Below are 19,967 nucleotides of genomic sequence, written 5' to 3'. Positions count from 1 at the left end.
GACAAGATCAGACATCGACCACCAGCTTGCCCTTCGCCGCATGATCCCTGATCAGCGCATAGGCCTCGCCAACGCTCTCGAGCGTGAAGCGCCTGGCATCGACCAGCGGCACGAGCTTGCCGTCTTCAACCAGGCGCGTCGCCTCGCTCATGATCTCTCCGTGATGCGCGCGGCCTTCGCCCGTCAGCAGCGGCAGCAGCGTGAACACGCCGGAATAGGTGGCGGCGCGGAACGACAGTGGCGCCAGCGCATGCGTGCCCCAGCCGAGTGCGCTCACGACATGACCGAAGCGGCGCACGGCCGCGAAGGAGGCGTCGAGCACCTTGCCGCCGACGGTGTCGTAGACGATGTCGAAGCCGCGGCCGCCGGTGTGCTCCGCAACGTAAGCCTCGACCGAGGTGTCGCGGTCGATGAAGACAGCGCCAAAGCCTTCGATCGTGGCGCGCTGCGACGCTGAGCCCGTCGCGAACACATCTGCTCTGAACGCGCGCGCGATCTGGATCGCGACATGGCCGACGCCGCCGGCGCCGCCATGGATCAACACCTTCTGGCCGGCCTTCAGGGACGCGCGGTCGATCAGGCCTTCCCAGGCCGTGATGAAGATCAGCGGCAGCGCTGCCGCCTCGCGCATGCTGAGATTGGCAGGCTTGGGTGCCAGCAGGTCGGCATCTACGGCTGCGTATTCGGCGAGCGATCCCGGCACGCCACCGACGCCGCCAGTCATGCCATACACTTCATCGCCCGGTTTGAACCGCGAGACGTCGCGCCCGATCTGTTCGATCACGCCGGCGAGATCGAGGCCGAGAATGGCAGGCAGCGGATGGCGCGCATGCGCCGCGGAGCCTGCATGGATCTTGGTGTCGAGCGGATTGACGCCGCTCGTGCGCACCCGGACCAGCACCTCGCGCGGGCCGATCGCGGGCGTGGAGATGGTTGAGAGCCGCAGCGGCGCGTTGTGGGCTTCCAGAATGGCCGCGCGCATCGTCGATGGTCTCGTCATGATTGTCTTGCTCCGTTGTCGGCCTCCAATATGCCCATGATTTTTTGCATGGGAAGAAACGAGGATGTACGATCGTCGTGCATTTTTGTATGAGGGCCTCCGATGGACTGGAGCGATCTGCGCGTCTTCCTGGCGATTGCGCGCGAAGGCACGCTGGGGGCGGCCGCGCGAAAAATCGGCCAGACCCAGCCGACGATGGGCCGGCGGCTTCGTGCGCTCGAGGCCGCGCTCGGCCAGACGCTGTTCCAGCGCACTGCCGACGGCTTTGTCCTGACCGACGAGGGCACCGCCGTGCTGCGTCATGCGGAGCGGATCGAGGAGGAGGCGCTGGCGCTGGAGCGGCATGCGACCGGCGCGGAGACGCAGCTCGACGGCTTGCTGCGCCTGTCGTCGTCGGACTGGTTCGGGACGGTGATACTCTCGCCGGTGATCGCGGCCTTCGGCAAGCGTCACCCCAAGGTGACTGTCGAGCTCCTGACCGACGCGCGCCTCTACAGCCTGCCGCGCCGCGAGGCCGATCTCGTCTTCCGCATCAAGCCGTTCAGTGAGCCCGAGGTGATCTCGCGAAAGCTGCTTCACATTCCCTACGCGCTCTACGGCAAGAAAGGCAGCAAGCCGCCGCGCGCCGGCGACGGCAGCGGCGTCCGCGTCGTCACCATGAACGCCGAATTCGCCGACATGCCCGATGCAGTGTGGCTGAAGCGCGTGCTGCCGAGGGCGGAAATCGCCTCGCGCAGCAATAACCGCCAGGCGCAGGCCGAACTCTGCGCCGGCGGCGGCGGATTGGCCGTGCTGCCGCGTCCGCTCGGCGACCGCGACCGCCGCCTCGTCGCGCTCGACATCGGCATGGTCCCGCCCGGCCGCGACACTTTTGTTGGCTATCACCGCGACCTGAGGCGCCTGGCGCGCTTGCGCGCGCTGCTCGATCTCGTGATTGAGAAGTTGGCATGACGGTTTCGTAGCCCGGGTGAGCGAAGCGACACCCGGGACCATTCGTGCCGCGAGTCCCGGATGTCGCTTCGCTCATCCGGGCTACAACACCTTGCGTTGCCCGACGGGCAAGACACGCAAGATGCCGGTCAACGCGCGGCGGCGAAAATATTCCACTTTACCGAAATTCGGAATTGGCGGATAGTGCGCGCACTCCGGCCCAAGGAAGAGGGGCGTATCGCGATCGTCACGAACGCGGGCCGGGCGGCGGTGGACGTGGGTCACATCGGCGCGAAACGCATCGCAGGGCGGGCAACCGTGAGCGAGACCATCGCGCGCACGACCGGTGTGATCGGCGTACGGCCAAATCGTGTCGTCCTGGCGCCCGGGGTCTGTGCGCCAAGTCTTGCGGTGATGGGTGTGGTCCGACCGGACCGCGCGCATCAGCCATCCGCAGGGCGACGGGGGCAATAGTGCATCGCTCCCCGGGGAGAGCACGATATAAGCCGTTCCAACCATCGCGCAGGGAAGGCCGGGATGTCCCCGGTTGCCCTGTTTCCCGCTGTGCATCGTAGCGCAATCCGCGTTTGGCATGGCGGCCAATGGGAGCCAACCGGCTCCCGGCCTTCCCTGCGCCCTCTTTCATCTGAGGGTGGAGCGACGAAGCAAAGCTCGGGCGAGACAAGCCGCGAGGATGCGAAGGTGTGTCTGCGATGGGAATACGAATTGAGCGACGCTATCACCACATACTCCGTCATTGCGAGCGCAGCGAAGCAATCCAGAATCTTTCCGCGGAGGGACTCTGGATTGCTTCGCTGCGCTCGCAATGACGGTGTTGATGCAGTTTGCGCCTGCTATCTCCAACGTCGTCCTGGCGAAAGCCAGGACCCATGACCCCGGTCAGCGTTGTCGAAGCGCGATGTGGCAATACCGTTCGCAGCAACCAAGTTCGGTGGTTCTGGGTCCTGGCTTTCGCCAGGACGACAGGCAACAGCGCGATGACTTCGCGCAGCCCGCAAAAACAAAACCGTCATAGTCTCTAACGGCTACTAACCAACGCCTGACTTAAAACTGTCATAATCGCCGAATGGAACCTGCGCCCGCGCGCTCTTTACACGCCATTAAGTGCACCTGCATTGGATGCCCCTCGGAAAGTGCGTTGGGGACTGCGATGAGTGCCGCGAAGAAGATGCCGGGAAAACCGGCCGCCGAAATGTTTGACGACATCCCGGTGCTTCAGCGCAAATGGCGCGCCGCGTTGAAGCCGGGCGAACGGCTGCCGCGCTACGAGGACGTGATGCTCGGCAGCCTCGGCCGGCTCGCCGACCATATCGCGCTGCTCAAGAACGACGGCGCGCTCGAACTGTCGCGCAGCGGGCGCTACGTGCAGAAATGGCTGGGCGAGGAGCGCTGGGACATCCCCGTCGCCGAGCTCTCGCCCGATTGCGCCACGGCGCTGTCGGAAGCGGCGGCGAGCGCGCTTGCGAACGGACGGCCGCACCAGGCGAGCGCGCATTGCGTGCGCGATGGCATGGTCAGGACCTACGATGTGCTGGCGCTGCCGACCGCCTCGCGCTGGGGCGCGACGCTGGTCGGCGCCTATGTCAACGAGCGCGGCGCGCAATACAATCTGCTGGATGCGATTTTCGCCTCGACCGACGACGCGGTGATCTCGCTGGCGACGCTGCGCGATGCCGGCGGCAAGCCGTTCGATCTCCAGATCGTGCATCACAACCAGAGCGCCGCCACGCTGCTGAAGGTCGCAAGTGCCGGCCTGCTGTGGCGCCGGATCGGCGAGGGCAGCACGCTGCTGGCCGCGCCCGACATCATGGAATTCCTGCTCAAGGCCGTCTGCGGCGGCCGCGGCGAACAGCTCGAGATCGAGCACGATGGCCGGCATCTCCGGCTCAGCGCCACCGCCTTCGCCGACGTGCTCTCGCTGACGATCTCCGACGTCACCGCGTTGAAACGGCGCGACGCCTCGTTCCGCCTGCTGTTCGACAACAACCCGATGCCGATGTGGGTGTTCGACGCCGAGACCAAGCAGTTCCTCGGCGTCAACGATGCCGCGGTCCAGCATTACGGCTACAGCCGCGCCGTCTTCCTGCGCATGAAGCTGCACGAGATCTGGCCGGAGGACGAGTGGGACAGCCACGCCGAAGCGCTCGATCGCGTCGGCGACACCTATCACTCCTCGCGCAACTGGCGGCACCTGCGTGCCGACGGCAGCGAGATCGAGGTGCTCACCTTCGGCCGCCGCGTCGCCTTCGACGACCGCGACGGCTATCTGGTCGCGGTGGTCGACATCACCGAACGGCGCAAGGCCGAGGCACGCATCGCCCACATGGCGCACCATGACGGGCTCACCGACCTGCCGAACCGCGAATATTTCCAGGAGCGCCTCAGGCAGGCGCTCGACCAGGCCGGCGGAAAGCGGGTCGGGGTGCTCTACATCGATCTCGACCTGTTCAAGAACATCAACGATTCCTTCGGGCATCCGGCGGGCGACCGCCTGTTGAAGGAGGTCGCCGAGCGCCTGACCACCGCGGTCCGCGGCGCCAATCTCGCGGCCCGGCTCGGCGGCGACGAGTTCGCCGTGATTCTGGCGGCCGACGTCTCGCCGAACGAGGCCAGCGCCTGCGCGACCCTGCTGATCGACATGCTGAAGTCGCCATACGAGATCGACGGCCAGGAGATGGTGATCGGCGCCAGCATCGGCATCGCGCTCTCGCCCGGCGACGGCGTGACGTCGGAGGAGTTGATGCGCAACGCCGACATGGCACTGTACCGCGCCAAATCCGACGGCGGCGGCGTGCACCATTTCTTCGAGCGCGAGATGGATCTCCAGGCGCAGAAGCGCCGCGACATGGAGCTCGATCTGCGCCGCGCCTTTGCCAATGGCGAGTTCGAGCTGCACTATCAGCCGCTGGTGTCGATCGCCTCCGATCGCATCTCCGGCTTCGAGTCGCTGCTGCGCTGGCGTCATCCCGACAAGGGCATGATCTCGCCGGCGGAGTTCATCCCGGTCGCCGAGGACATCGGCCTGATCACCCAGCTCGGCGAATGGGTGCTGCGCGAGGCTTGTGCCGAGGCGGTGAAATGGCCCGTCGACGTCAAGGTCGCGGTCAATCTGTCGCCGGCGCAATTCCGCAGCCGCAACCTGGTCCAGGTCGTGATCTCGGCGCTGGCCCAGTCCGGCCTGTCGCCGAAGCGACTCGAACTGGAGATCACCGAGTCGATCTTCCTGGCCGAGACCGATGCCAATCTCGCGATCCTGCATCAGCTGCGCGAGCTCGGCGTCGGCATCTCCATGGACGATTTCGGCACCGGCTATTCCAGCCTCAGCTATCTCCGCAGCTTCCCCTTCGACAAGATCAAGATCGACCGCTCCTTCGTCAAGGACCTGGCGCAGCGGCCCGATTGCGTCGCGATCGTGCGCGCGATCTCCGGCCTCGGCCGCAGCCTCAACATCACCACGACCGCGGAAGGCGTCGAGACCGAGGACCAGCTCGACTGGCTCCGCGCCGAGGGCTGCAACGAGGTGCAGGGCTTTCTGTTCAGCGCGGCGCGGCCCGCCGCCGAGATCGCAAAGCTGCTGGCCGATTTCGGCCAGCGCGCCTCACGGGCGGCGTAGCTCCGGCGGAAAGGTGCCGTAGATCAGTTCCCTGAAGGCAGGCGTGATGCGGCTGCGCTCGTTCTGGGTCTGCTGCATCATCAGGTAGACCATGTCGAGCTTGGGATCGACGCCGAAATAGGTGCCGCTGCCACTGTCCCATTTCAACTCGCCGATCGAGCCCGGCGGCGGCGGCTTCGCATTGCCGGGATCGGTACGCACCGCAAGGCCGTAGCCATAACCGAAGCCGTCGCCCGGGAAATAGAAATAGTCGCGACCGACGCCGGAGCCGGGCCCGATGTGATCGGTCGTCATGGCCTTGAACGCGGCGGGGCTGAGGTAGCGCTTGCCCTCGAACTCGCCGCCGTTGAGCAGCATCTGCGAGAAGCGCTGATAGTCGGTGACGGTCGAGAGCAGGCCGCCGCCGCCGGACTGCCATTCGGGATGATCGAGGCGGTCACGCTCGGCGGCGAGCAGGATGAAATCGTTCGGCAGCGGCCGCGCCATCCGCGCAAGCTCGTCCTCCGTCGCCAGCGTGAATTTGGTGCTGCTCATTCCGAGCGGGTCGAGGATGCGCTGCTTCAGGAAATCGTACAGCGTCTGGCCCGAGATGATCTCGATGATGGCGCCGAGCACGTCGGTGGAATGGCCGTAGCGCCACAGCGTTCCCGGCTGCCGCGCCAGCGGCAGCTTCGCGATCCGGTCGGCAAATTCCCTGTTGTTGAATTGGCCTTCGAAGATGTTGGCCGCCTTGTAGGCCTGCTCGACCCATTTGCCGCCGATATAGTCGTAGCTGATGCCCGAAGTGTGCCGCAGCAGATCCTCGATGTTGACAGGGCGGACCGGCGGCACGAGGTCGAGCTCCAGCTTGCCGTCCGGCTTGGTGATCTCGAGGCCCACCTTGGTGTCGGCAAAGAGCGGGATGTATTTCGACACGGGGTCGGCGAGCGCAAGCTTGCCCTCGTCGATCAGCATCATCGCGCCAAGGCACGTGATCGGCTTGGTCATCGAGTGGATGGCGAAGATCGTGTCCGGCGTCATGGCGAGGCCGGTCCGGACATCGCGCACGCCGAACGTCTTGAGGTAGACCGGCTTGCCGTGCTGCTGGACCAGGATGACCGCGCCCGGCAACCGGCCGCTTCCCACCTCGTTGTCAAAAAACGCCGTGATGCGGTCGAGTCCATCCGCCGACGGGGCAGGGATGTCGGCGGCGCGGCCCCGCGCCGCGGTGCCGGCGAGCAGCGCGGCCCCGACCAGAAATTCGCGACGCTTCATCCGGGCTTCCTCCCTCACCGGGAACAAAGCCGCAAGACGTCGAAGGCGTCAACAAGACATCGATTAAAAACGCGTCACGATTTCCGAAAGGAACGGTCGCGGACGGTCCTCGCTCGGCTTGGTCGGCTTGCCGATATGGATGAAGCCGGCGAGCTTTTCGTCCGGCTTGAGGCCGAGGCCGTCGAGCACGTCGCGATCGAAGGCGAACCAGCCGGTCAGCCAGCAGGCGCCGTAGCCGAGTGCGGTCGCGGCCGTGACGATGTTCATGGCGCTGGCACCCGCCGACAATTCCTGCTCGAAGGCCGGCACCTTCGGATGCGGCCTGGTGAAGCTGACGATGCCGATCACGAGCGGGGCATCGGTGAGCCGCTTCCGCTCGATCTCGACATCGGCCGCCGGTGCACCGGGGTTCTTCCGCGCAAAGACCTTTGCGATCACCTCGCCGGCGCGCTGGCGCGCATCGCCTTCGAAAATGATGAAGCGCCAGGGGGCGAGCTTGCCGTGGTCGGGCACGCGCGCGCCGATGGTGAGGATCGTCTCGAGCTCGGCCGCCGAAGGGCCGGGCCCGGTCATCTCGCGCGGCTTGACCGAGCGGCGGGTCTTCAGGAGTTCGATGGCGTCGGGCACTGCGATATCCTCTTCAGCTGGTCGTCGGGCGTGCCATGCGGAGATAAGCATGCACGCCCGCAACCGGAAGCGAATTTAGATCGATTTCAGGGATCAGGCCGCGCCCCGTGCCCGGACGACGTCCGGCGGGGTGGCTTCCTCGACCAGCGCGGCGATCGCCTCCGCCGTCGTCATCACCTTCTGGCCGTCGCTGCCGAGGCGGCGGACGGAGACCGAATGCGTCTCGGCCTCCTTCTTGCCGACCACGAGCAGTGCCGGGATCTTGGCCAGCGAGTGCTCGCGGACCTTGTAGTTGATCTTTTCGTTGCGCAGGTCGATCTCGACCCGAAGCCCAGCGCGCCGGGCCTGCTCCAGGACCTGCTTGGCGTACTCGTCGCCTTCGGAGGTGATGGTCGTCACCACGGCCTGCACCGGCGACAGCCAGAGCGGGAAGTTGCCGGCATAGTGCTCGATCAGGATGCCGATATAGCGCTCCATCGAGCCGCAGATCGCGCGATGCACCATCACCGGCGGCTTCTTGCCGCCGTCGTGGTCGATGTAGAACGCACCGAACCGCTCCGGCAGGTTGAAGTCGACCTGCGTGGTGCCGCACTGCCAGTCGCGGCCGATGGCATCGCGCAGCACGTATTCGAACTTCGGGCCGTAGAAGGCACCTTCGCCCGGATTGATCTCGGTCTTGATGTGGTTGTTCTGCGACTGGATCTCGCGCAGCACCGTCGCCATCACGCGCTCGGCGTGATCCCACATCGCATCCGTGCCGACGCGCTTGTCGGGCCGGGTCGACAGTTTCACGGTGAGATCGCCGGTGAAGCCGAAATCCGCGTAGGTCGACAGGATGAGATCGTTGATCTTCAGGCATTCCTCGGCGAGCTGGTTCTCGGTGCAGAAGATGTGCGCGTCGTCCTGGGTGAAGCCGCGCACGCGCATCAGGCCATGCATGGCGCCGGACGGCTCATAGCGATGCACCACGCCGAACTCGGCAAGCCGCAAGGGCAGGTCGCGGTAGCTCTTCAGGCCGTGCTTGAAGATCTGGACATGGCCCGGGCAGTTCATCGGCTTCAGCGCGAACCAGCGCTTGTCCTCGGCCTCGTCGCCGGCCGACTGTGCCGCGAACATGTTTTCGCGGTACCAGCCCCAATGGCCCGAGGTCTCCCACAAGACCTTGTCGAGGATCTGCGGCGCGTTGACCTCGCTGTAATCGCCGGTCAGGCGGCGGCGCATATAGGCGATCAGCTGCTGGAAGATGGTCCAGCCCTTCGGATGCCAGAACACGACGCCCGGACCTTCCTCCTGGAAGTGGAAGAGGTCGAGCTCGCGCCCGAGCTTGCGATGGTCGCGCTTTTCGGCCTCCTCGATCTGCTTGAGGTAGGCGTCGAGATCGTCCTGCTTGGCGAAGGCCGTGCCGTAGATGCGGGTCAGCATCGGATTGTTGGAATCGCCGCGCCAATAGGCGCCGGCCACCTTCATCAGCTTGAAGGCATTGCCGACCTTGCCGGTCGAGGTCATGTGCGGACCGCGGCACAGGTCGAACCAGTCGCCCTGGTAATAGATCTTGATCGGCTCGTTGCCGGGAATGGCGTCGACCAGCTCGACCTTGAAGGCCTCGCCCTTGTCGCGGAACACCTGCTTGGTCTTTTCGCGATCCCAAACCTCTTTCGTAAAGGGTTTGTCGCGCGCGATGATCTCGCGCATTTTCTTCTCGATCGCGGCAAAGTCTTCCGGCGTGAACGGCTCGTTGCGGAAGAAGTCGTAATAGAAGCCGTTCTCGATCACCGGGCCGATGGTGACCTGGGTGCCCGGCCACAGCGTCTGCACGGCTTCGGCGAGCACGTGCGCGCAGTCGTGGCGGATCAGCTCGAGCGCGCGCGGATCGTCGCGGTTGATCAGCTCGATCCTGGCATCGGCTTCGATGGGATCGTCGAGGTCGGCGACGACGCCGTCGAGCGCCATCGCGACCGTGCGCTTGGCCAGCGACGGCGAGATGCCCTTGGCGATCTCGAGCCCGGTGATGCTCTTGTCGTATTCGCGCCGGGCGCCGTCGGGGAAGGTGAGGGTGACTTTGGGCGCGGGGTTCACGGGCTTTAGATTGCTGAGGCTGTATTGGAAGCCGGATTCGGATTTGGGCTGGTCGGTCATTGCTTTTCTCCTGAGGCTCACTCCTGCGAACGAGCGCAGGTAAGCGGGAACGAGCGATATATCAGGCGATTCGGCCTGCGCAATCCGGCATTTCCAAGAAAGTGGCACGCAAAAGTTGCGACCTTGCACCGACTATTTCGAGCGGCGGCCTTTAACCGGCGGCAATCCCGCTCTACATGCACTTGCATGCAAAAATCTGCCGCCGCCGGCCGTTTCGCGCCAACCGCCCTGATGCTTGGCAATCTCGTCACCGGCTGTTCGGTGCTGGCGCCGGCGGGAATGCTGCCGGAATTGTCCGCCGGGCTCGGCATCAGCATCCACGCGGCCGGGCTCCTGATCACCTTCGGCGCGATCACGCTGTGCATCGGCTCGCCGCTGACGGCCTGGCTCACGAGCCGCATCGAACGGCGGACGCTGCTTGCGACGACGCTGGCGGTGCTCGCCTTCGGCAATCTCGCCTCGGCGTTTGCGCCCGACTATGCGAGCCTCCTCGTCATCCGCCTGGTGATGCTCGCGGTCGGCGCGCTGTATACGCCGCAGGCGGCCGGCACGGCGGCGCTGATCGTGCCGGTGGAGCGGCGCGGCAGCACCATTGCCTATATCTTTCTCGGCTGGTCGCTCGCCGCCGCCGTTGGCCTGCCGCTGATCACCTTCATTGCCAGCCGCTACGGCTGGCGCGCGGCCTATGGCGGGATCGGCGCGCTCGGCTGCATCAGCTTCCTGTTGTTGCTGCTGCGCCTGCCTGCCGGACTGAAGGGCACGCCGGTAGACCTGAAGACCTGGAGCGCGGTCGGCCGCAGCAGGACGGTTCTGCTGCTGCTCGCGATCACTATGCTGCAAATGTCCGGGCAGTTCGTGGTGTTCACCTTCATGGGCCCGCTGCTCAAGAAGCTGACCGGGGCGGGGCCGGACGCAATCGGCATGGTGTTCGGCATCTACGGCCTCTGCGGTTTCCTCGGCGTCGTGATCGCGACCCGCATCGTCGATACCTGGGGGCCCTATCGCACCTCGCTGCTGTTCACCTGCCTGCTGCTTGCGGGCATCACGGGCTGGGCGCTCGGCGCCGGCACGCTCACCCTGATGGCGGGTGCCGTCGCGATCTGGGGCCTCGGCTTTGCCTCGACCAATTCGATGCAGCAGGTGCGGCTGGTCGCGGCAGCGCCGCCACTTGCGTCCGCCACCGTCGCGCTCAACACCTCCGTCCTCTATATCGGCCAGGCGGTCGGCTCCGCCATCGGCGGATTGCTGTTCGCCCGCGAGCTCCTGCATCCGCTCGGCTTCGTTGCGGTCGGCTTCGTCGTGCTGGCGCTGGTCCTGGTGATGCTGACCCGGCCCCGGCCGGCTGCCGCCGCGGCCTGATCCCCGTTTTCGTGCCTGCAAGGTCCTTGGCAAACCGCGCGCGGGAGCGCTAGAACGCCGGTCATGGGGACCAAAGAGAGTTGACTGAGATGAGGATGATTCTGGCGGTTGCCGCGGTGCTCTATTCAGCCTCCGCGTTTGCGCAAGCCGACAAGCCACCGATGGTCGGGGACAAGCCGCTGGTGCAGGTCAAGCCGAAGGCGACCAAAGCAGGGACCAAGGAGGCCGCAGCCAAGCCGGCCGCGGCGCCGAAGGGCAAGCCGCAATCGATCGCCGCGCGGCTGCAGGCCTGCCTCGACCTCGACGACGGCACCAAGGACCGCCTCAATTGCTACGACGCCGTGATTCCGCCGGCGCCGAAGCCGAAGCCGGCGAAGGCCAAGGGCTACGCCGATTGCCGTTTCTTCAAGGAAGAGGACGAGCGGCTGGCCTGCTTCAACGGTTTTGCCGAGAGCATTCCGAAGCTGCCCAAGAGCTGAACGTCAAGACCTGAAGCTCGCGACCTTGGAGCCGGACGGCTAGTCGCCGATCCGGTTCAGCACGGCCCTGAAGGCAACGCCCGGCACTTGCAGCGCGCTGCCTTCGAATTCCGCCGCGTCGCCGTCCTCGCGGCCGGTGAGCGTCAGCGTGACGCGGTCGATGCCGAACAGCCCCTTGAAGGACGGGTCGTCGTTGTAGCGCTGGGTCGAGATCTTGACCTTGATCGTGTCGCCTTCGCCCGTATAGGTGCCCATGAAGGCGAAGGCGGAATTGCCGCCGCGCATTTTGCCATCCATCACATAGACGACGCCGCAGCCGGTCCCGTGAACCGTGTGGAAGTCGACCTTGTACAATCCCTGACGCACGACCTGTCCCCGCAGAAATTCCAAATCCAACTTGGCCGGCAAACTATGATCGTTGCCAGCGGAAACAATCCGGTGGCGCCCGGGGATGCCGGCCATCAACATCAGATTTTGATCACGGCTTGAGAGAATTGCGGGCAGCGCACCGAAATACCGGCTGGCGCAATGTCGGGACTATCGGTTCGATGCCGATGGGGTGGTCGCCGCCACGCGCGTCAGCGCCAGCGCCGGCGTTGCCGACATCTTCACCAGCACGTCCTTGAGCGGATGTTGCGTCCACGCGCGGTTCACGTAGTCGCGATGGGTGATGCCGTCGCCGGTCTCGACGAACACCACGCTGCCGGGACGCAAGGGGCCGTCCATGTCCTCGGAGACGCTGATGCCCTTCTGCCTGAGCATGCTCATCAACTCGCGGTCACGCCGTGCGGTGTAGCGGGTGTAGGAGCTGACGAAGAAGCCGGAGCGGTGACTCTCGATCCAGGAGGCGAACTTGTCCATTTCGCCATAGACGGCGTCGAGCAGCACGACGCCGCGGACGCGCTCGCTGATGCCGCCGACCTCGAGGCTCCAGGCCGTCGGCAGGAAGCCGCCGCTATAGCCGACGATGACGATCGGCATGTTGGCGAAGGCACGCGCGCTGTTGGGATCGCCGGTGAGGCGGGCGAGGTGGCTCGCCGATTCATCCATGAAGCGCTTGAGGCCGCCCGCCTGCCAGAATTTTCCGGCGCTGGAATCGGCGGCATCGACGGCCATCTGCGGCGCAAGCAGGATGGCATTGGCGCCGGAATCGGTGATCTGGTGCGGCACCAGCTGCCGGTCGCGCACATCTCGCTCCAGCGTCGCGCCATTGCCGTGGAAGAACACCACGATCACGCCCGGCTTGCGGACGTCGAAATGCTCGGGCACGTGCACCAGCACGCGGCTGTCGCTGTAGGTCTCGTCCTGCCAGTAGACGCGCCCCGAATAGCTGCGGTGGCCGCGGCGGTCGCCCTTGGAGATGTTGAGGAACGGCGCGTCGGAGGCAGGGTTGTTGCCGAAATAGGGGAAGGCCGACGACTTCATGCTGACGAGCGTCGTCAGGTCTTCGCGGGGCGGACGCTGGTAGGGCACCTGCGGTGCGAGCGAGGCGACCTTATAGGGTGCCTGCTCCGGCTGTGGCTGCTGCTGCACGGCGCGCTTGGGCGAGAAATCCGACATCTGCCGTTGCAGGAAGCTCTCGCCCGCCGAGGGGAAGCGCTCCTTGAACTGCGGGGCGGGGAAGCGATCCTCGAACGTGTCGCCGCTCGCAACCTGCGGATTGGTCTTGGCGACGACCTGGACATTGGCCTGCGAGTTCGCCGCGAGCGCCGCCGTATTCGGCGCGTTGCCGCATTGAACCAGTGTGAGCGAGAGCGGCACCAAGGCTGAGATCAGGCCGATCCGGAGCGCACGACCGCGCCCATCGGACGGCGTCCGATGGGCACGAATGTCAGCTCTCATTTTCTTCGGAACGGCCCCGACCATCCACCCATGACCCCAAGTCATGACCACAAGCCCAGCGGCTAATCTTGAGACAATTGAGCCGACTGGCGTTTAGGCGACGTTAAGTGTCCGGAGAAACTTCCCCACATCCGGAACGCTCAAAGGGACCATGCAATCGTGTCGTGATTGTGGGGATCGGAAACGGGATTCTCCGGTGTTTATCGTCCGGGACCATGCTTAAATGGTGCTTTGATACCTATTTCCCTTGCCTCATTTAACCCTTGTTAACCCTGCTTGAATTGACTGACCAAACTGCACGATGCTTCCCACGAGGCGTGAGGCCTGAGGTTAAGGACCCCGATGACGGCATCAGATGCGGGAACTGCGCCATGGACTGGCCGGCTGACCGGAAGGGGGGCGGGCGTTTCCGTTCTGGTCGCGACCGCCATCGTCGTTGCCGACATGATCGGGGTCGGCGTCTTCACCAGCCTCGGCTTCCAGGTCAAGGACATCCCGTCCGGCTTCTCGATCCTGCTGCTGTGGAGCGTCGGCGGCATCGTCGCGTTGTGCGGGGTGTTCTCGTACAGCGAGTTAGGGGCGATGTTCCCGCGCTCGAGCGGCGAATACAATTTCCTCGGCCGCGCCTATCATCCCGCCTTCGGCTTTCTCGCCGGCTGGGTCTCGGCGACGGTGGGCTTTGCCGCGCCGGTCGCGCTCGCCGCGATGGCCTTCGGCGAATATGCCAAATCGGTCTTCCCAGACCTGCCGCCGATCCCGCTCGCCATCGGCGTGGTGTGGCTGGTTTCGCTCGTGCAACTGACCGGCGTCAGGCACTCCTCGACCTTCCAGTTGATCTCGACCATCCTGAAGGTCGTGCTGATCGTCGCCTTCCTGGTCGCCGGCTTCATCATCGGCGTGCCGCAGCCGATCGCCTTCACGCCGCAGCCGGGCGACCTCGCGCACATCGTCAGCGCGCCCTTCGCGATCGGCCTCGTCTTCGTGATGTACTCGTTCTCGGGCTGGAATGCGGCGACCTATATCATCGGCGAGATGAACATGCCGCAGCAGAACCTGCCGCGCGCGCTGCTCGCGGGCACGCTGATCGTGCTCGTGCTGTATGTCGCACTGAACGCGGTGTTTCTCTACTCGACGCCGGTCGGCGCGCTCGCCGGCCAGCTCGATGTCGCCAGCGTCGCCGGCACCGCCATCTTCGGCAGCCTCGGCGGCCGGATCGTCGGTGCCATGATCTGCGTCGGCCTGATCTCCTCGATCAGCGCGATGATGTGGATCGGCCCGCGCGTGATGATGACGATGGGGGAGGACATTCCGGCGCTGCGCGTGTTCTCGAAACGATCGGTGAGCGGCGCGCCGGCCTATGCCATCCTGTTTCAGCTCGCGGTCGCGACCCTGCTGCTGTTCACGCGCAGCTTCGAGGCGGTGCTCGACTTCATCCAGTTCGCGCTTCTGTTCTGCTCGTTCTTCACGGTCGCCGGCGTCATCAAGCTGCGCATCACCGATCCTGACCTGCCACGGCCCTATCGCGCCTGGGGATACCCGTTCACCCCGCTCGTTTTCCTGCTCGTGACCGCGTTCATGATGTACTACCTCTTGACCGAGCGGCCGGTGCAGTCGCTGTCGGGGATGCTCCTCATGCTCTCGGGCCTGTTGATCTACGCTGTTTTCCGCAGGCGGCCGGTCGCCGCTGGCACGTCACACAATCGCGAATAGACATGTTTCGACCCTTGAGAATTGCGGCCGTCGCTCTTGCCCTCCTGGCTGCGGCCGCCTCGTCCGTGCGTGCCGCTGACGTCACCTTCGACGACACCGCGCGCTTCCTTGCGGGGATGCAGCCATCGGCGGACTCGCCGCTGGTGGCGCTCACCAAAGACCCGTCCTGGCAGCATCACGCAAAATTCTTCGACGGCGCCTTTGCCCAGCTCGAGCAGCGGCAGCTCTCGAAGATCCGCACCTGGTCCGACGTCAACCTCGCCGCGCCCAGGCCGACCATGTTCTACATGTTCAGCGGCCCGGACTTCCTCTACGCCAACGCCTTCTATTCCAAGGCCAGCACCTACGTGCTCGGTGCGCTGGAGCCGGTCGGCGCCGTGCCCGACCTGACGCGGCTGCCGCGCGGTTCGGTCAGCGCTGCGCTCTACAATGTCGAGCGCTCGCTCGCCTCGATCCTGAGCTTCTCCTTCTTCATCACCAAGCAGATGAAGGTCGACCTGCACGCCAACCAGGTCAACGGCACCTTGCCGATCCTCTATGTCTTCCTCGCGCGCTCCGGCAAGACCATCCGCAACGTCGAGATGGTCGCGCTCGACAACAAGGGCGGGATGCATGCGGGCAACGACAATCCGGGGCCGAATGCGACGCGCGGCGTCCGCATCACCTTCGCCGGCCCCGAAGGCGAAGCGCGCACGCTGTATTATTTCTCGACCGATCTCTCCAATCCCGGCGCACGTGCGACCGGCTTCCTGAAGTTCTGCGAGACCCTCGGGCCCGGCAACAGCCTGATCAAGAGCGCGTCCTATCTCTTGCACTCCGGCAACTTCACGACGGTGCGCGACTGGCTGCTCGTCAACAGCGCCACCATCATCCAGGACGATTCCGGCATTCCGCTCGCGAACTACAATGCGCGGCAGTGGCGGTTCTTCCCGTTCGGCCGCTACCTCGGACCGATCGCAGAATTCCCCGGCCGTTACCAGGAGCGCTATGCCGAACTGTTCACGCGCGCCCAGCCGATCGATTTCGGCGTCGGTTATCGCTGGCGCACGCATGAATCGAACCTGCTGCTGTCGGTGAAAGTGCCGGGGACCGAGGCTGCGCCTGCTGCGGAGACCACCTCATCCGCCGAGCCGCCAAAACCGCCGCGTCCGAAACGGCTGCGTCCGCCCGAATCCGTCCCGCCATCCGGGCGTTTCTTCTGGTTCCGCTAGGCCATTTGCCGAAGTCCGGCGTTACGTCGTCGCGTTCTGGGCGACGACGACGAGCACTTCGGCCTTCTGCCGGCCGAGGCTCCGGACCTCGTGCGGCGTCTCGCCCGAGAAATACAGGCAGTCGCCCTTGCCGAGGACGAGCTCTTCGCCGTCGAGCTTGATCGCAATCTTCCCGTTGACGACGAAGAGCAACTCCTCGCCGGCATGCGAGGCGCGCGTCGCCGATTTGTGCGGCGGGCTGAGGAGGAACGGCTCCATCATCTTGCGGGTGCGGCCGGTTGCCAGCGGGACCACGCCAAAGGTGTCCTGAAACAGCGGGACATTGCCGCCTTCGCGGCGGAACAGCGTGTAGCGCGGCGCGGGCTCGGCGTTCGGGTCGAAGAAGTTCGCGACATTGACCTCGAGCGCGGCGGCCATGCGCAGCAGCGCGGCGAGCGAGGGGATCTTGAGGTTGCGCTCGACCAGCGAAATGTAGCCGCGCGTGAGGTCGCTCTGCCTGGCAAGCTGATCCAGCGTCAGGCCCTTGGCAATCCGCGCCTGGCGGATATTGGCCCCGACCGCTGTCGCTTTGCTGACGTCAAGCACGCATGAGTCTCCTGAACTGCTGATGCCTCTTTTGCATCAGATGCCGCCGAACTGCCAGCCCGGCGGCGCGCCCGGCCTGTTCCGGGTCAGGCGCAGGTGTATTCCAAAGGAAAACTATCGCGCAGAAATTTCGAGCAGCGCCGCGGATATTGTGGGCAGACGAGCTGGTATTTCACGAAAACAAGCCGAAAAATAGTGCAATAAGTGCACTCTGCCGCGATCGGCGGCATTTGCCGCGTTCCGTGGCGTTGATTTCCAGCAGTAAACATGATCGATTTTACCGCCGCGGCTGCCGATGGGCTCCGCGGACGGAACCAACTGCTTTTCCCAGGCGCCGGTACCTTTTGGAGAGATCGATGACCGTAGCAGACGACGTAACCGTGAACGTAGCGCCGGACGAGGCGGCGAGCTTGCGACGGATCGTGTGGTCGAGCGTGATCGGCACCGCGGTCGAATGGTACGACTTCCTCATCTACGGCACGGCGACCGCGCTGGTGTTCAACAAGGTGTTCTTCGCGGCCGGCAATCCCACGCTCGCCACCATCGCCGCCTTCGGCACCTATGCGGTCGGTTTCCTGGCGCGGCCGCTGGGCGCTGCGATCTTCGGTCATTACGGCGACCGCGTCGGTCGCAAGGCGATGCTCGCGATCACGATCATGGTGATGGGCATCGGCACCTTCCTGATCGGCCTGCTTCCGACCTACCAGCAGATCGGCATCGCCGCACCGCTGCTCCTGATCGGCCTGCGTTTCCTCCAGGGCATCGGCCTCGGCGGCGAATGGGGCGGGGCGGTGCTGATGGTGGTGGAGAACTGTCCGACGCACCGCCGCGGCCTGCTCGGCAGCATGGTGCAGGTCGGCAATCCCATCGGCAACCTCGCCGCGATCGGCATGTTTGCGCTGGTGGCGAGCCTGCCGGAAAGCGACTTCATGGCTTACGGCTGGCGCATTCCGTTCCTGATCTCGATCCTCCTGGTCGGCGTCGGTCTCTACATCCGCCTCAACATGGAAGAGACTGCGGCCTTCCGTCAGGTCCAGGCCAAGAAGGACGTCGCGAAACTGCCGCTGGTCGAGATCTTCAGGCATCACCGCAGGCCGTTCTTCACCGCGGTCGGGCTGAAGATCTCCGAGATCGCCTATGCCAGCATCGGCGGCGTGTTCGTGATGTCCTACGCCACGGCCAATCTCGGTCTGTCGCGCACGGTGGTGCTGAACGGCGCGTTCGCCGCATCGCTGGTCGCGCTGCTCGCCATTCCCTTGTTCGGCTGGTTGTCCGACCTCGTCGGCCGCAAGACGATGTTCTATGCGAGCTGCCTGTTCTCGGCGCTGTTTGCCTTCCCGCTGTTCTGGCTGCTCAATACCCGCGATCCCACCATCGTCATCTGCACCATCGTGGTCGCGATCACCTTCGGCCAGATGGTGATGTTCGGCATCGGCGCGCCCTGGTACTCCGAGCTGTTCACCGCGCGGCTGCGCTATAGCGGCGCCTCGCTCGGATTCCAGGTCGGCGCGGCCCTGAGCGGCGGGTTGACGCCGCTGATCGCGGCGTCTCTGATGGCCTGGAGCGGCGGCGCAACCTGGCCGGTCTCGCTGCTGCTGATCGCCTGCGCGGCCATCACGGCAACTGCGACCACGTTCGCGCCGGAAATGGCGAACAAGGAACTGACCTGATCCCGCGGCGCGCCGCGTCTTGCGGCGCGCCATCGCTTCTCACAAGGATTTTGTCATGCTCGACACCGTCAGCGCCGGCTCGGCGCAGAAGACAGCGCAGCTCGGCTGGACCGGCGTGGTGCGCTTCCTCCATCTCGCCCCGCGTGCGTTCCTGCCGATGCGCGCAGCTGAGACGATCACCCTCGTTGCCGGCAAGGGGATCGAGGGCGACCGCTACATGATCGGCAACGAAGAGGGGTTCTATTCGCACAAGCCGGAAGAGGGCCGGCAGGTCACCCTGTTCGAGCTCGAGACGCTGGTTGCGCTCAAGCGTGATGCTGGCATCGAGCTCGGCCCGGAGGAGCATCGGCGCAACGTCACGGTCGAAGGCGTGCCGCTGAATCATCTGGTCGGCCGCCGCTTCTGGCTCGGGGAAACCCTGCTGGAGGCAACCCGGTTGTCGGTGCCGTGCCGGCATATCGAAGAGATCACCGGCAAGGCGATCTTCGATCCCCTGATCAATCGCTCCGGCCTGAACTGCAAGATCCTGCAAGGCGGCATCGTCAAGGTCGGCGATACCGTGCGGAACGGGGCATGAAGGTGCGTCCGATCACGACGATCAAGACGGTCGTCGCCGGCATCGAGGAGGCGGGGGCAGGCATAAAACTGTTCACACTGGCCGATCCCGACCGGTGGGAGCTGCCGCCCTTCAAGCCCGGCGCGCATATCGACCTGCATCTGCCGAACGGACTCGTCCGCACCTATTCGCTGTGCAACGAGCCCGCCGACAATGCGCGCTATGTTGTTGCGGTCAAGCGAGAGGCTGACGGGCGTGGCGGTTCGCGCGCGCTTCACGACGAGGTTGCAATCGGCGACGTGATCGGCGTCTCGCTGCCGCGCGGCGGGCTCGATTCCGGTGCAGGCATTGCGCGCCATGTGTTCATCGCCGGTGGCATCGGCGTGACGCCGTTCCTGTCGATGGCGCGGCATCTTTCGCGAACTGGCGATGCCGACTTCGTGCTGCATCTGATCGTGCGCGAGGAGGTGCCGCTGGCCGCGCATCTCGCGCCACTGATCGACGCGGGCCGTGTCGTCGTGCATTGCACGTCGCTGACCGGGCGTCCTGATCTCGCGGCGCTCATCGGGGAGGGCGGGGCGGACACGCTGGTCGCCTGTTGCGGGCCGGAAGGCATGACTGAGGATTTCGAGCAGGTGACCGCAGCCTGGCCCGCAGCCAATGTCCACATCGAGCGCTTCATCGCGCCGCCGCCGGTCATCGATCCCGACGCAAAGCCCTTCACGCTGTCACTTGCGCGCTCGGGCGCCGAGATCCAGGTGCGTGCCGGTCAGACCATGCTCGCCGCGTTGCAGGAAGGAGGCGTCGACATCGCGACCTCCTGCTGCGGGGGCATCTGCGGCGCCTGCAAGGTCGGATGGATCGAGGGCAAGCCGGTGCATCGCGACCGCATCCTGTCGCCGTATGAGCGCGAGCGCTATCTCATGGTTTGCGTCGCCGGATCAGACGCGGAGCGGCTGGTGCTCGATCTCTGA

17 protein-coding genes are annotated in these 19,967 nt (G+C 65.3%); 9 read left to right on the top strand and 8 right to left on the bottom strand.

Going from position 1 to position 19,967, the window contains the following annotated elements:
* Positions 1-7: 7 nt before the first annotated feature.
* On the bottom strand, positions 8-1,000 hold the full coding sequence (locus BM118_RS33905; protein WP_244550296.1) for a zinc-dependent alcohol dehydrogenase family protein: 993 nt from the start codon (positions 998-1,000) through the stop codon (positions 8-10).
* A gap of 102 nt (positions 1,001-1,102) precedes the next feature.
* Here BM118_RS33905 and BM118_RS33900 point away from each other — a divergent pair, with 102 nt between their 5' ends.
* The gene (locus tag BM118_RS33900) at positions 1,103-1,951 is read left to right on the top strand and encodes a LysR family transcriptional regulator (protein ID WP_092191444.1); all 849 of its coding nucleotides are present in this window, start codon (positions 1,103-1,105) and stop codon (positions 1,949-1,951) included.
* Between the two features lie 81 nt (positions 1,952-2,032).
* On the opposite strand, the gene BM118_RS41900 is transcribed toward BM118_RS33900, so the two are convergent.
* Entirely contained in the window at positions 2,033-2,374 is a 342-nt protein-coding gene (locus BM118_RS41900) for a hypothetical protein (protein WP_177234936.1), read from the bottom strand.
* 727 nt (positions 2,375-3,101) lie between these two features.
* Between BM118_RS41900 and BM118_RS33890 the strand changes: the two genes are divergently transcribed.
* Positions 3,102-5,564: a putative bifunctional diguanylate cyclase/phosphodiesterase gene (locus BM118_RS33890; protein WP_092191442.1), complete on the top strand. Its 2,463-nt coding sequence runs from the start codon at positions 3,102-3,104 to the stop codon at positions 5,562-5,564.
* Here BM118_RS33890 and BM118_RS33885 read toward each other — a convergent pair.
* From BM118_RS33885 to thrS, 3 genes are all read right to left on the bottom strand, one after another.
* Positions 5,550-6,818: a serine hydrolase domain-containing protein gene (locus tag BM118_RS33885; RefSeq protein ID WP_092191440.1), complete on the bottom strand. Its 1,269-nt coding sequence runs from the start codon at positions 6,816-6,818 to the stop codon at positions 5,550-5,552. The genes BM118_RS33890 and BM118_RS33885 overlap by 15 nt on opposite strands.
* A gap of 63 nt (positions 6,819-6,881) precedes the next feature.
* The gene (locus tag BM118_RS33880) at positions 6,882-7,445 is read right to left on the bottom strand and encodes a nitroreductase family protein (RefSeq protein ID WP_177234935.1); all 564 of its coding nucleotides are present in this window, start codon (positions 7,443-7,445) and stop codon (positions 6,882-6,884) included.
* Between the two features lie 93 nt (positions 7,446-7,538).
* Positions 7,539-9,581, bottom strand: a complete 2,043-nt coding sequence (thrS, locus tag BM118_RS33875) for a threonine--tRNA ligase (protein ID WP_177234934.1) — start codon at positions 9,579-9,581, stop codon at positions 7,539-7,541.
* 186 nt (positions 9,582-9,767) lie between these two features.
* Here thrS and BM118_RS33870 point away from each other — a divergent pair, with 186 nt between their 5' ends.
* Together BM118_RS33870 and BM118_RS33865 are read left to right on the top strand one after the other, a co-directional pair.
* Positions 9,768-10,940 carry an MFS transporter gene (locus tag BM118_RS33870; protein ID WP_092191434.1) on the top strand — a complete coding sequence of 391 codons (1,173 nt, stop codon included), beginning with the start codon at positions 9,768-9,770 and terminating at the stop codon, positions 10,938-10,940.
* An 89-nt stretch (positions 10,941-11,029) separates the two neighbouring features.
* Positions 11,030-11,419 carry a hypothetical protein gene (locus BM118_RS33865; RefSeq protein WP_092191432.1) on the top strand — a complete coding sequence of 130 codons (390 nt, stop codon included), beginning with the start codon at positions 11,030-11,032 and terminating at the stop codon, positions 11,417-11,419.
* 39 nt (positions 11,420-11,458) lie between these two features.
* On the opposite strand, the gene BM118_RS33860 is transcribed toward BM118_RS33865, so the two are convergent.
* Together BM118_RS33860 and BM118_RS33855 are read right to left on the bottom strand one after the other, a co-directional pair.
* Positions 11,459-11,785, bottom strand: a complete 327-nt coding sequence (locus BM118_RS33860) for a GrlR family regulatory protein (RefSeq protein ID WP_177234933.1) — start codon at positions 11,783-11,785, stop codon at positions 11,459-11,461.
* A gap of 171 nt (positions 11,786-11,956) precedes the next feature.
* On the bottom strand, positions 11,957-13,285 hold the full coding sequence (locus tag BM118_RS33855) for an alpha/beta hydrolase (protein ID WP_177234932.1): 1,329 nt from the start codon (positions 13,283-13,285) through the stop codon (positions 11,957-11,959).
* 318 nt (positions 13,286-13,603) lie between these two features.
* Here BM118_RS33855 and BM118_RS33850 point away from each other — a divergent pair, with 318 nt between their 5' ends.
* Positions 13,604-14,971: an APC family permease gene (locus BM118_RS33850; protein ID WP_092191426.1), complete on the top strand. Its 1,368-nt coding sequence runs from the start codon at positions 13,604-13,606 to the stop codon at positions 14,969-14,971.
* A 2-nt stretch (positions 14,972-14,973) separates the two neighbouring features.
* On the top strand, positions 14,974-16,182 hold the full coding sequence (locus BM118_RS33845; RefSeq protein ID WP_092191424.1) for a hypothetical protein: 1,209 nt from the start codon (positions 14,974-14,976) through the stop codon (positions 16,180-16,182).
* 21 nt (positions 16,183-16,203) lie between these two features.
* Here BM118_RS33845 and BM118_RS33840 read toward each other — a convergent pair whose 3' ends face one another.
* Positions 16,204-16,767 carry a helix-turn-helix domain-containing protein gene (locus tag BM118_RS33840; protein WP_027549058.1) on the bottom strand — a complete coding sequence of 188 codons (564 nt, stop codon included), beginning with the start codon at positions 16,765-16,767 and terminating at the stop codon, positions 16,204-16,206.
* A gap of 356 nt (positions 16,768-17,123) precedes the next feature.
* Here BM118_RS33840 and BM118_RS33835 point away from each other — a divergent pair, with 356 nt between their 5' ends.
* The 3 genes from BM118_RS33835 to BM118_RS33825 are packed head-to-tail and all read left to right on the top strand — an operon-like array spanning position 17,124 to position 19,967.
* The gene (locus BM118_RS33835; RefSeq protein ID WP_092191422.1) at positions 17,124-18,437 is read left to right on the top strand and encodes an MFS transporter; all 1,314 of its coding nucleotides are present in this window, start codon (positions 17,124-17,126) and stop codon (positions 18,435-18,437) included.
* Positions 18,438-18,492: 55 nt separating this feature from the next.
* Positions 18,493-19,014: an MOSC domain-containing protein gene (locus BM118_RS33830; RefSeq protein ID WP_092191420.1), complete on the top strand. Its 522-nt coding sequence runs from the start codon at positions 18,493-18,495 to the stop codon at positions 19,012-19,014.
* Positions 19,011-19,967, top strand: a complete 957-nt coding sequence (locus BM118_RS33825; RefSeq protein WP_092191418.1) for a PDR/VanB family oxidoreductase — start codon at positions 19,011-19,013, stop codon at positions 19,965-19,967. Before BM118_RS33830 ends, BM118_RS33825 begins: the two co-directional genes overlap by 4 nt.

The sequence above is a fragment of the Bradyrhizobium sp. cf659 genome (assembly GCF_900113725.1).
GTDB lineage: Bacteria > Pseudomonadota > Alphaproteobacteria > Rhizobiales > Xanthobacteraceae > Bradyrhizobium.
Note: the sequence above shows the minus strand (reverse complement) of the source record. Positions and strands in the feature narration are given on the sequence as shown.

Coding starts and splice junctions, on each gene's coding strand:
- BM118_RS33905 (WP_244550296.1), bottom strand. CDS start 1,000: ATGACGAGACCATCGACGATGCGCGCGGCCATTCTGGAAGCCCACAAC.
- BM118_RS33900 (WP_092191444.1), top strand. CDS start 1,103: ATGGACTGGAGCGATCTGCGCGTCTTCCTGGCGATTGCGCGCGAAGGC.
- BM118_RS41900 (WP_177234936.1), bottom strand. CDS start 2,374: ATGCGCGCGGTCCGGTCGGACCACACCCATCACCGCAAGACTTGGCGC.
- BM118_RS33890 (WP_092191442.1), top strand. CDS start 3,102: ATGAGTGCCGCGAAGAAGATGCCGGGAAAACCGGCCGCCGAAATGTTT.
- BM118_RS33885 (WP_092191440.1), bottom strand. CDS start 6,818: ATGAAGCGTCGCGAATTTCTGGTCGGGGCCGCGCTGCTCGCCGGCACC.
- thrS (WP_177234934.1), bottom strand. CDS start 9,581: ATGACCGACCAGCCCAAATCCGAATCCGGCTTCCAATACAGCCTCAGC.
- BM118_RS33870 (WP_092191434.1), top strand. CDS start 9,768: ATGCAAAAATCTGCCGCCGCCGGCCGTTTCGCGCCAACCGCCCTGATG.
- BM118_RS33865 (WP_092191432.1), top strand. CDS start 11,030: ATGAGGATGATTCTGGCGGTTGCCGCGGTGCTCTATTCAGCCTCCGCG.
- BM118_RS33855 (WP_177234932.1), bottom strand. CDS start 13,285: ATGGTCGGGGCCGTTCCGAAGAAAATGAGAGCTGACATTCGTGCCCAT.
- BM118_RS33850 (WP_092191426.1), top strand. CDS start 13,604: ATGACGGCATCAGATGCGGGAACTGCGCCATGGACTGGCCGGCTGACC.
- BM118_RS33845 (WP_092191424.1), top strand. CDS start 14,974: ATGTTTCGACCCTTGAGAATTGCGGCCGTCGCTCTTGCCCTCCTGGCT.
- BM118_RS33835 (WP_092191422.1), top strand. CDS start 17,124: ATGACCGTAGCAGACGACGTAACCGTGAACGTAGCGCCGGACGAGGCG.
- BM118_RS33830 (WP_092191420.1), top strand. CDS start 18,493: ATGCTCGACACCGTCAGCGCCGGCTCGGCGCAGAAGACAGCGCAGCTC.
- BM118_RS33825 (WP_092191418.1), top strand. CDS start 19,011: ATGAAGGTGCGTCCGATCACGACGATCAAGACGGTCGTCGCCGGCATC.